The organism is Solemya pervernicosa gill symbiont, assembly GCF_002020875.1.
Classification (GTDB): Bacteria; Pseudomonadota; Gammaproteobacteria.
The window spans coordinates 1-8654 of sequence record NZ_MPRL01000089.1 but is presented as its reverse complement, the minus strand read 5'-3'; the positions used below and the strand labels follow the sequence as shown (position 1 = coordinate 8654).

General features: G+C 50.8%; 8 protein-coding genes. 5 read left to right on the top strand and 3 right to left on the bottom strand.

What is annotated here, in order from left to right; all coding sequences use genetic code 11:
- The first annotated feature begins 885 nt into the window (after window positions 1-885).
- On the top strand, window positions 886-1509 hold the full coding sequence (locus BOW52_RS15515) for a hypothetical protein (RefSeq protein ID WP_135622528.1): 624 nt from the start codon (window positions 886-888) through the stop codon (window positions 1507-1509).
- A gap of 60 nt (window positions 1510-1569) precedes the next feature.
- Here BOW52_RS15515 and BOW52_RS15510 read toward each other — a convergent pair whose 3' ends face one another.
- Window positions 1570-3225 carry a methyl-accepting chemotaxis protein gene (locus tag BOW52_RS15510; RefSeq protein ID WP_078484989.1) on the bottom strand — a complete coding sequence of 552 codons (1656 nt, stop codon included), beginning with the start codon at window positions 3223-3225 and terminating at the stop codon, window positions 1570-1572.
- A gap of 399 nt (window positions 3226-3624) precedes the next feature.
- On the opposite strand from BOW52_RS15510, the gene BOW52_RS15505 reads away from it, so the two are divergent.
- From BOW52_RS15505 to BOW52_RS15490, 4 genes are all read left to right on the top strand, one after another.
- The gene (locus BOW52_RS15505) at window positions 3625-3822 is read left to right on the top strand and encodes a hypothetical protein (RefSeq protein ID WP_078484988.1); all 198 of its coding nucleotides are present in this window, start codon (window positions 3625-3627) and stop codon (window positions 3820-3822) included.
- Complete coding sequence (locus tag BOW52_RS15500) at window positions 3797-4516, top strand: OmpA family protein (protein WP_078484987.1); 720 nt, start codon at window positions 3797-3799, stop codon at window positions 4514-4516. The genes BOW52_RS15505 and BOW52_RS15500 overlap by 26 nt, the downstream gene beginning before the upstream one ends.
- 452 nt (window positions 4517-4968) lie before the next feature.
- Window positions 4969-5844, top strand: a complete 876-nt coding sequence (locus BOW52_RS15495; RefSeq protein WP_078484986.1) for a hypothetical protein — start codon at window positions 4969-4971, stop codon at window positions 5842-5844.
- A 276-nt stretch (window positions 5845-6120) separates the two neighbouring features.
- Window positions 6121-6606, top strand: a complete 486-nt coding sequence (locus BOW52_RS15490; protein ID WP_078484985.1) for a rhodanese-like domain-containing protein — start codon at window positions 6121-6123, stop codon at window positions 6604-6606.
- 465 nt (window positions 6607-7071) lie between these two features.
- Here BOW52_RS15490 and BOW52_RS15485 read toward each other — a convergent pair whose 3' ends face one another.
- A complete protein-coding gene (locus tag BOW52_RS15485) occupies window positions 7072-7797 on the bottom strand; it encodes a L,D-transpeptidase family protein (RefSeq protein ID WP_078484984.1) in 726 nt (241 codons plus the stop codon).
- Window positions 7798-7937: 140 nt separating this feature from the next.
- On the bottom strand, window positions 7938-8519 hold the full coding sequence (locus BOW52_RS15480) for a class I SAM-dependent methyltransferase (protein WP_269087671.1): 582 nt from the start codon (window positions 8517-8519) through the stop codon (window positions 7938-7940).
- Window positions 8520-8654 lie beyond the last annotated feature (135 nt).

The window sequence follows — 8654 nt, the reverse complement described above, 5'->3', positions numbered from 1 at the left end:
CGGGGCGCCGTAGGCATAAACGGTCGCGTTAAGTATTTGCCGCTTGCTTGGGCTTGGATGCCCAAAACAAGCTTCCGCAAAAATAGCGACTCCCCGGAGAGAATCTTTTGCAAATACTGGTTACAGAATGCCGGTGGACTGACTCGCCAAGTCGAGAAAGCATTATGCGGCGTCTAGGAGCCAAGGGGCATAATGGTAACAACGGTCGAAAAGATGTTTATCTGCGGGGTATGATTGGTGAGCATATTCCACCTGATGATCTCACTGTAAATGTTAAACAGTGTTTGCGCAGATGGATTGCTAATGCATCTAGTAGTTATCGCGCCGAAATGGTAATGAGCTCATGGAGAGCCTAGCAAAGTAGCCAATGCGGACGGTTTCTCCATCGCTTGCTTTGGCCGTTGAGTGTCTCATCCTAGGGGAGTAGCAGACGATAACTTGGCTAAGCCATGAGGTTTTCTACGGTCGCATAGTTGACCAATTGATTGACTTAACTGACCATCCTCATTGGCGAAGTGTGTCCAACACCCGATCTACACCGTCCAGTTCTTTTGTCGTCGTCACTACAGAGGTGGTCAGCTCTTTTTACTCGTCAACAGCTCTAAAACTCATTTACAAAAGTGTCAACCGATTGCAACATTGTTGACAGTCAGCTCTCCTAATGGATGAAAATCTGATCATCCTCTATTTTATAGGCTTTTAAAGCGAACAATCATACTGTCAACGAGGCACCACATATTTGTTACAAATCACCCCTGGCCCGACGACCCGTGGAACGCTCCACCGACGGCGCGGGCCAAACCACGGAGTCGAGGTTAGTTCGGTGCGAACTAAAGCAGATCAAACAGGGTCCACAGTTAGGGTGAGCCTTTACGGGAGATTCTCTTGAGCGTTGCAATGAAACTGACCGGTCTTTTGCTGTTGAGTGTCGCAACGCTTCCCAGCGTGGCGGAGACGATGCGCTGTAGTGACGGTACCCCGGTCGGTATGGGGCGCTGTACAGGGCAGCAGCTGAGTGCCGGTGTTGATCTCTATGCCACGGCACGTAGTGCGCAGTGGCAGAGTGTTACAGGGAGGGTGCGCTTTGGTTCGGCGCGGGTCGCCAAGAGGGCTATGGCTCAGGGGCTTGGCAGTGTACGACTTGCCAATGGTCGTTGGGGGCGGCAGGTCATCGCGGTACGTCCCGACTGGCGTGGTCGTGATTATGTCGGTGGGCGTTTTGATCTACCAAGATTGCCAGAGAACGCGCATCTGCGTGCCGAACTGGCGCTGATGCACGGTGCGCCGGATCGAGCAACCTTACGATATTCTGTGCTGGCGATAGTTGATGGTAGTGAGCGGTTGCTCAAGCAACAGCAGCTGAGCGGTAAAAGAGTGATACGGCTTGATGTCGATCTCTCACCCTGGCGCGGTCGCGCGTTGCAGCTGGAGCTACGGGTGGAGCGACTGTTTGGCAGCTACCCAGTCACAGCGCTCTGGATTACGCCACGAATCGAAGCGAAAGAATAAAGGTTTTGCATTAAAAAAGGGCAGCCACTGGCTGCCCTTTTTTGCGTTGCTGTGTGTTGCCTAGATGCGGAACTGTTGTACCAGGGCCTGCAGCTGCTCGGAGAGACGAGCTACCTCGGCGCTGGCGTTAGAGGTCTGTACCGCACCGCCCGCCGTCTCATCGGCCACCGAGCTGATGGTGACGATGTTGCGGTTGATCTCCTCGGCCACAGCACTCTGCTCCTCACCGGCACTGGCGATCTGGGTGTTCATATCGTTGATCTGTGCCACGGCATTGGTGATTGCATCGAGTGATGAACCTGCCTCGGCAGCCTGTTCAACACCGGCCTGGGCCTGATTGCTGCTCGACTCCATCGCCTTAACCGCATCGGCAGCACCCGACTGCAGACGAGAGATCATCTCGTCGATCTCCTGAGTCGAGGTCTGGGTACGGCTGGCGAGTGAGCGAACCTCATCGGCGACCACTGCGAAACCACGACCCTGCTCACCGGCACGTGCCGCCTCAATGGCCGCGTTGAGCGCCAGCAGGTTGGTCTGCTCGGCGATGCCGCGGATAACGTCGAGTACGGTACCGATATCGGCGCTCTCCTGCTCCAGGGTGTGAATGACGCTGGCTGCGTGCTCAACCTCAGAGGCGAGTGTGTTGATCACATCGATAGTGTGCTCCACCACCTGTTTGCCACGGTTAGAAGCCTCATCAGCCTGTCGTGCCGATTCGGCAGCGAGTGCGGCGTTCTGTGCAACCTCATGCACGGTAGCGTTCATCTCGTTCATCGCGGTAGCAACCTGCTCGGTCTCGGCCTGCTGGCGGGTGATGCCCTGCGAGGTCTGGTCGGTGATCGCTGAGGTCTCTTCAGCGGCCGATGCAAGCTGACTGGTAGCCCCTGAGAGATCCTGGATAACGTTATGGAACTTCTCACCCATCATATTGAAGGCGGCTGCAACGCGGCCCAGCTCATCCTTGCCTTTGTAGCTGCTGCGGGCATTGAGGTCGCCGGCCGCGAGGCCATTGGAGGCTTCTTCCAGATCTCGTACTGCACCGCTAATGCCGGTGATGGTCATGATGGCGAGAACGGTCAGTAGGCCGATACCACCAATCATCAGCACCAGATAGACGGTAAAGGTGGTGTTGTAGTTGGCCTCGGCTTCGCTCTGCAGTTGCTCTGCGACATCGAGCTGCAGCTGCAGCAATTTCTCGGCGGAAGCGTTGGCAGGGACAAAGAGGGTGTTGACCTTCTGCAGCAGAATGATATTGCTCTCGCGGTACTGACCTTTGAGCAGTGCATCACGGGCTGGGATCAGACCCTCCTTAACAAATGCTTTTCGTGTTTTGCCAAACTCATCGGCCAGCACCTTCTCCTCGGGGGTTAGGTAGGTGGCCATATAGGCATCCCAGAGTGTGGAGATCTTCCCAATGTTCGCAGTCACGATATCGGTATGCATTGTTACCTGATGGTTATGCATGGTGGAGAACTCATTGTTACTGTCGTGTTGCAGCGCGGTGAAAAGCTGGGTGCGATTATCGCGCATGTAGCCGATGATCTTGCTCAGCTGGCCGGTGGGGATCAGACGGTCGGCATAGACGCTCTTCATCGAGGTCTCGAGACTGGTCATGCCATTGAGACCCATGGCACCGATAATGACCATTAATATGCTGGCGACAGAGACCAGGAAGATGAGGCGAACCTTAATCGTCATGTTGTTGAGAAAGTTCATGTTCTGAGTCCTTTAAATAGGTTGTTACTTCGCAAGAAGTTTTATCAGGCCATATTTATAACGGCACCAAGCTTAATACTCTTTAGCTCGGCTTGTGTGACACTATCTGACATTACTGAGTCCGATTCCACTTAATTGATATTAAATGAAGAGAGGAGAGATGAATTTGACCGCAATCGAGGTGAGGATATCGGTAATAGCCCTTGATAAGTTAAGTTTCTGGCTAGGCTAAACGAATCCTTATCTGGGCTTGGGAAATAGTTCTGAAAAATAGGACTATATTGAGAACGTGGCTACGTATATTGCGTCGGTGGCGTGGACATACCAGAGAAGTGATAACGAATTGAATAATTGAAATTGAGTATCTCAGACTCAAATCAGACTTGAAGGGGACAAATAATGAATAAACAGGCAAACAAGTTTGCATACGGAGTGGTCGGTGGCTTGCTGCTCGCCATCTGTTCATTCTCCGCTCAGGCGGTAGATCGCTACTCCAAAGATAGTCGTGGAGTGATCCCAATGAACGCCTACGGCGAGTGCTGGAAGACCCAGTACGGTATCCCGCCGACACGTGCCGTGTGGCGCGGTACTCGATAGTGATGGTGACGGTGTGCTCGATGACAAGGATCGCTGCCCCGACACACCCAAGGGTGTGGCCGTCGATGCTGTTGGCTGTCCGCTCGATAGCGATGGGGATGGCGTAGTCGATATGCACGACAAGTGCCCCAATACCCCAAGGGGCGTGAAGGTCGATACCAGCGGTTGCCCTCTTGATAGTGATGGTGATGGTGTCTACGACTACATGGACAAGTGCCCGGGAACACCGGCGGGAGCGGCAGTTGATGGCAAGGGTTGCCCCCTCGATAGCGATGGCGACGGTGTCTATGACTACATGGACAAGTGCCCCGGCACACCGAAGGGTGCCAAGGTTGATAGCGACGGCTGCATGTTCGAGATCGTGCTCAACAACGTGCTGTTCGAGACCAACTCGGCCGAGCTGAAGCCCGAGTCGAAGCTTGTGCTCGAAAAGCTTGCCGATGTTCTCAAGGGGCGTCCCGATGTAACCGGTGTGAAGGTGATCGGCCACACCGACAGCATGGGTAGTGCCGCCTACAACATGGGGCTCTCTGAGCGCCGCGCTGCATCAGTCGCTCGTTACCTGACCGGTACGGGTGTCTCTGGCAGTCTGCTCACCAGCAAAGGTATGGGTGAGAGCGATCCGGTTGCCAGCAACGATAACGCCGAAGGTCGTATGATGAACCGTCGTGTGGTGTTTGAAATTGCTCGATAGTTGAGTAGGTGATCCACTCGGCATTGCCGGATGGCTCGCTGTTAATATAGAAAGAGGGGCGCCCTTCGTGAGTAGGGTGCCCTTTTTATTTGGATTGCAGTTGTGTTGGGTGAGTTTTAGCTAAGAATAAAAGCGATGAAAAGTATAGGGGTGAATCAAGTTGGTTGGGCTAATGGCGTTTGTTATTGAGGGTTGTGTTTCCTCAGAAGATAAGCAATTGTCATTTGGATGATTACAGTTCTTTTGTTGATATCGATCAGTTTTATGGTTCGAAACGACCGAGTTGCATCTGTTATATTGTCATCCAATAATAAAATAAAAAAGGGATGTTGTTATGGGTGTGGAAAAACAGGCGGCCGTTATTCGCGGCGTTGTTAACGGATTTGAAGATCAGCGTTATAGCTCAACAGAAGTCTCAGGGGGTGGCTCACATACCACCGTAACCAACGGCGTTGCACATACATCAACTACCCCCCGTTACCAGCAGCGTTAGACATCATCAGGTACAAAAGATCTGGGTCAAGGATGAAGCCGGGCGTGAAGAAAGCTATCAGTTCAATAACTCCAATCTTGATGTGCTTGAAGGCCGTCAGGTATCACTGATATCGGGCAAGAGAAGTGTCCAGACCTACCGCTTTGTTAATCGAAACACCGGCTACTACTGGAGAATCAAGGGCAACAAGACTCCAGGCATGATGGGGCGTTTCTTTACGCGCGTTTTCGTCTCATTCTTTGCGTTACTGGCAGCGCTACCGGTGCTGAATCTCTTTTCCATGCTGTTCAAGCTTTTTGGTAACTTCGGTAAAAGCGACTTTCGCACGAATGGAGTTCGGCTCAAGGTTCTGACGTTAGTGTTTGTCGTATTGGTCGCTTTCGCTTATCTCCCCACAATTAAACTGATTGATAACGCGCTCTTCGCTGAGAAGTTCAGTTGGACCTTCACAGCGGGAACAATGGAGAGTGTAGGGGTTAATGCGGCACGATTTGCCACAACATCATTCGGTACCATGGTGTTAGAGGCGCTGGATGATCGGGGAGACTTTCGCGGACGTTACCTCGGGGATTTTGAGGCGATTTTAAAGGACCGCGAGACGATGTCACGAGATGCGTTTTACACCAAATATGATATCAGGGATAGGCAGGTGACACTGTTCGACTTCTCCGACAGCAGAAAGAAAGATATGGAGCAGCAGATCGTTATCTGGATGATGATGTTCATGTTGCCGCTATTTGTTGTGGGTGTTTTGCATAACCAGGTGGCGCTGAGCGCAGAGTACCGAATTAATGATGCACTCGATGAGCTCTCTAATCGTGAAACTTCTGGTTAGTTAGCTCTGTCAGGAAATTGGAAGAATTGGTGTCAGGTCTAATGTTTGTTTATTTGGAATATTGATCACTACACTGTTCATATACGGTTTGCAGATGAGCCGCACGGCTCCGGTCGAGAGGATTGTAGAAAATTGAAAAGGGTGTCTGGTGAGAACCAGGCGCCCTTTTTCGCTGTTGTTCCTCGATTGTAAGGATGTGCAGAGATGAGATAATGATCTGCCCGGCTTCTAAATGACTTACAATAATGTTCTGCATACAAAATACTCCGAGTAGCTATGAAACGTCGTACCTATAAAGACTTTGTCGAAGAAATCTCACCGCACATTAAGGAGTGTTTTCCCTGGGATGTGGCTGAGAGAGTGGAGGCGGGTGACGATCTGCTATTCCTGGATGTACGTGAAAATCAGGAATACGACACAATGAAGATAGATGGTTCTCTGCATGTGCCGCGAGGCATTCTTGAGACGGCAGTGGAGTGGGATCATGAAGAGACCGAGCCGGAGCTGGTCGAGGCGCGAGACCGACAGATCGTGGTGGTCTGTCGATCAGGTAGTCGCAGTGTGTTTGCCGCCTACACCCTGATGCAGATGGGCTACAAACACGTTACCTCACTGAAGACCGGTCTGCGTGGTTGGAATGAGTTCGATCTGCCACTGGTCGATATGGAGGGTAATCCCATCGATCCAGAGTTGGGAGATCGGTATTTTGCTAACAAGTTGTTGGACTATCAGAAGAGTCCGGAGAGTCGGAAGGGCTCGTAGTGTTGGTGTGAATTGTTATTGATATGTGTAGCCCGGATGGAGTGGAACGGAATCCGGGAGCAAGTAAACACTCTGGTTGCTTGAATTTGTCTGTACTGTGTCGCTGACGCGACGGTATTTAATGCGGGTTCGCGAACCCGCGCGGCGTGGTGCTTTTGATTCGGCAAAATCACACAAAACCATCACCCCACCACATCACCCTTTGGGTTCCATCACTTATCACGAATTCAGGCGTAAGCAGAAACTCGCTACGCTCAGGCAGCTACTCACTCAATTCTGAAATCGATCCGATGCTCGGTGATGTGGAGGGAGGAGGTCAGAGCCGATGAAGATAATAAAAGTTAGGTGGGCTGTGCCGAAGTTGTGAGTCAATTAAGTATTGCGATCAAGTTTTCTGTCCCCTTTATTTCTCGCTCTGCATCGAAGGGTATGAAGATCAAAGTCTTGGTCTGTCAAGTACTGTTGCTAATTGAGTGTCTTCGTATATCTGGAAAAGTAACTGTTGAGAGTGGAGTGTAGTTCTGATATCCAGCCTAAACTTACTGAGGTAGGAAGAGGGGAGACTCGAGGATCGTTGGGTGCAATGGCAATCTGAATGTTGGCTTTTCCAATGTCTGAGGTGAGAACAAACAGTTCTTCAATGGTTTGGTCACCCATAGCAAGACAGCCAATTGAGACGGCTTTCCCGTGAATAAATATATTTGAGCCAGGCTGAGTTCTACCTTCGGCAGTAGCATGCTTCAAATCAAAAGGATTCGGGTAATCCAGTTTCATTGATAAATGGTAGGCGCTATTTGGGTTTAGATACTCAATCAGATAGACGCCTTCTGGCACCTGCCGATCGCCTTCTTTCAGTTTGGGACCGGGTTCGCCACTCATTGCTTCTATTTGATAGCTTCTAATAAATCTTGGGCCTTCGTTTGTCTCAGCCCAAATTTCCAATTGTTCTGTCTCTTTGATAGCTAAAAATGTGATGGATTGAGGTGGATAGCTGATGTTTGCCTGTTCAAAAAATGGCCGCATTCTATTTCTGGCGTGATCACCATATATGGTAATTACGTCAGCCGTGGATCGTTTGCCAACAATTTTCTGGTATATAGGAGCCCAGAAAGATCGCCCATGGATGTAAGTTGTTAATGACCCAGCTAGAAATGCTGAGAGTATGGCAAATGATATTAGTTTTGTTTTCATGGGTGCTTATTGAGTGTTATTGACGAAAGAATAAGTATTGGAAATCTATCAAGAGCTCTGCGCCCGTGATTTAACGGCGACGGTCTCAATCAAGCTGACTCGTTCATCATCAAGGTTGCGATGAAGGTTGTATGCTTTAGTTAGTATGTCGTTTCCGACCAGCATATGTACTCCGAGTTCCGGTAGGTTTGGCTCACCCGTTGGTTCTGCCATTTGTGAAAATGCCTCCTTTGACAGATCGGTCTTGTCATTCCAGACCTCGATATCGAATCCGGCCGATGTAATAACTTCCCGAAATGGCTCTGGTGGTACAGAAAACTCATGGAGCTGTCCTGTGCCCACGGCACTGGAAAATAGACAGGTGTGTTTTTGTGGCCACATACTTCATACAGAACAGCTCGACCGCCTGGTTTGATGGCGCGGAATACTTCTTTTAACCAGCCAAGCTTGTCTTCGACGTTCATATTCATCTGAATCGACCAGGCACCATCAAAGGTGTTGTCGTCAAATGGTAAGTCGAGCGCGCTTGCGGCTTCGAACTTAACGCGATCCTGCATTTTTAGTAGGTCGGTCAATCTTTCGGCGGCATCAATATATTCATCGCTCAAATCTATGCCGGTTACGTAGCATCCTGTTTCATGTGACAGGCGCCGTGTTGAGCCGCCAACGCCACAGCCAACATCGAGAATTTGCATGTCCGGTGTGAAGTTGGCGAGTTTTATGAGTTCGTTTGTAGCTGTGTCCCCGCGGATGTGAAACTCATCCGCTGACCGCCATGGATAGCGAAGCGAAGGCGGTTAGTCCGCGATAGTCGACGCCGTCTGCCTATTCGTAGTTGAGAGCGCGAGCGAACGACG

Coding starts and splice junctions, on each gene's coding strand:
- BOW52_RS15510 (WP_078484989.1), bottom strand. CDS start 3,225: ATGAACTTTCTCAACAACATGACGATTAAGGTTCGCCTCATCTTCCTG.
- BOW52_RS15505 (WP_078484988.1), top strand. CDS start 3,625: ATGAATAAACAGGCAAACAAGTTTGCATACGGAGTGGTCGGTGGCTTG.
- BOW52_RS15490 (WP_078484985.1), top strand. CDS start 6,121: ATGAAACGTCGTACCTATAAAGACTTTGTCGAAGAAATCTCACCGCAC.
- BOW52_RS15485 (WP_078484984.1), bottom strand. CDS start 7,797: ATGAAAACAAAACTAATATCATTTGCCATACTCTCAGCATTTCTAGCT.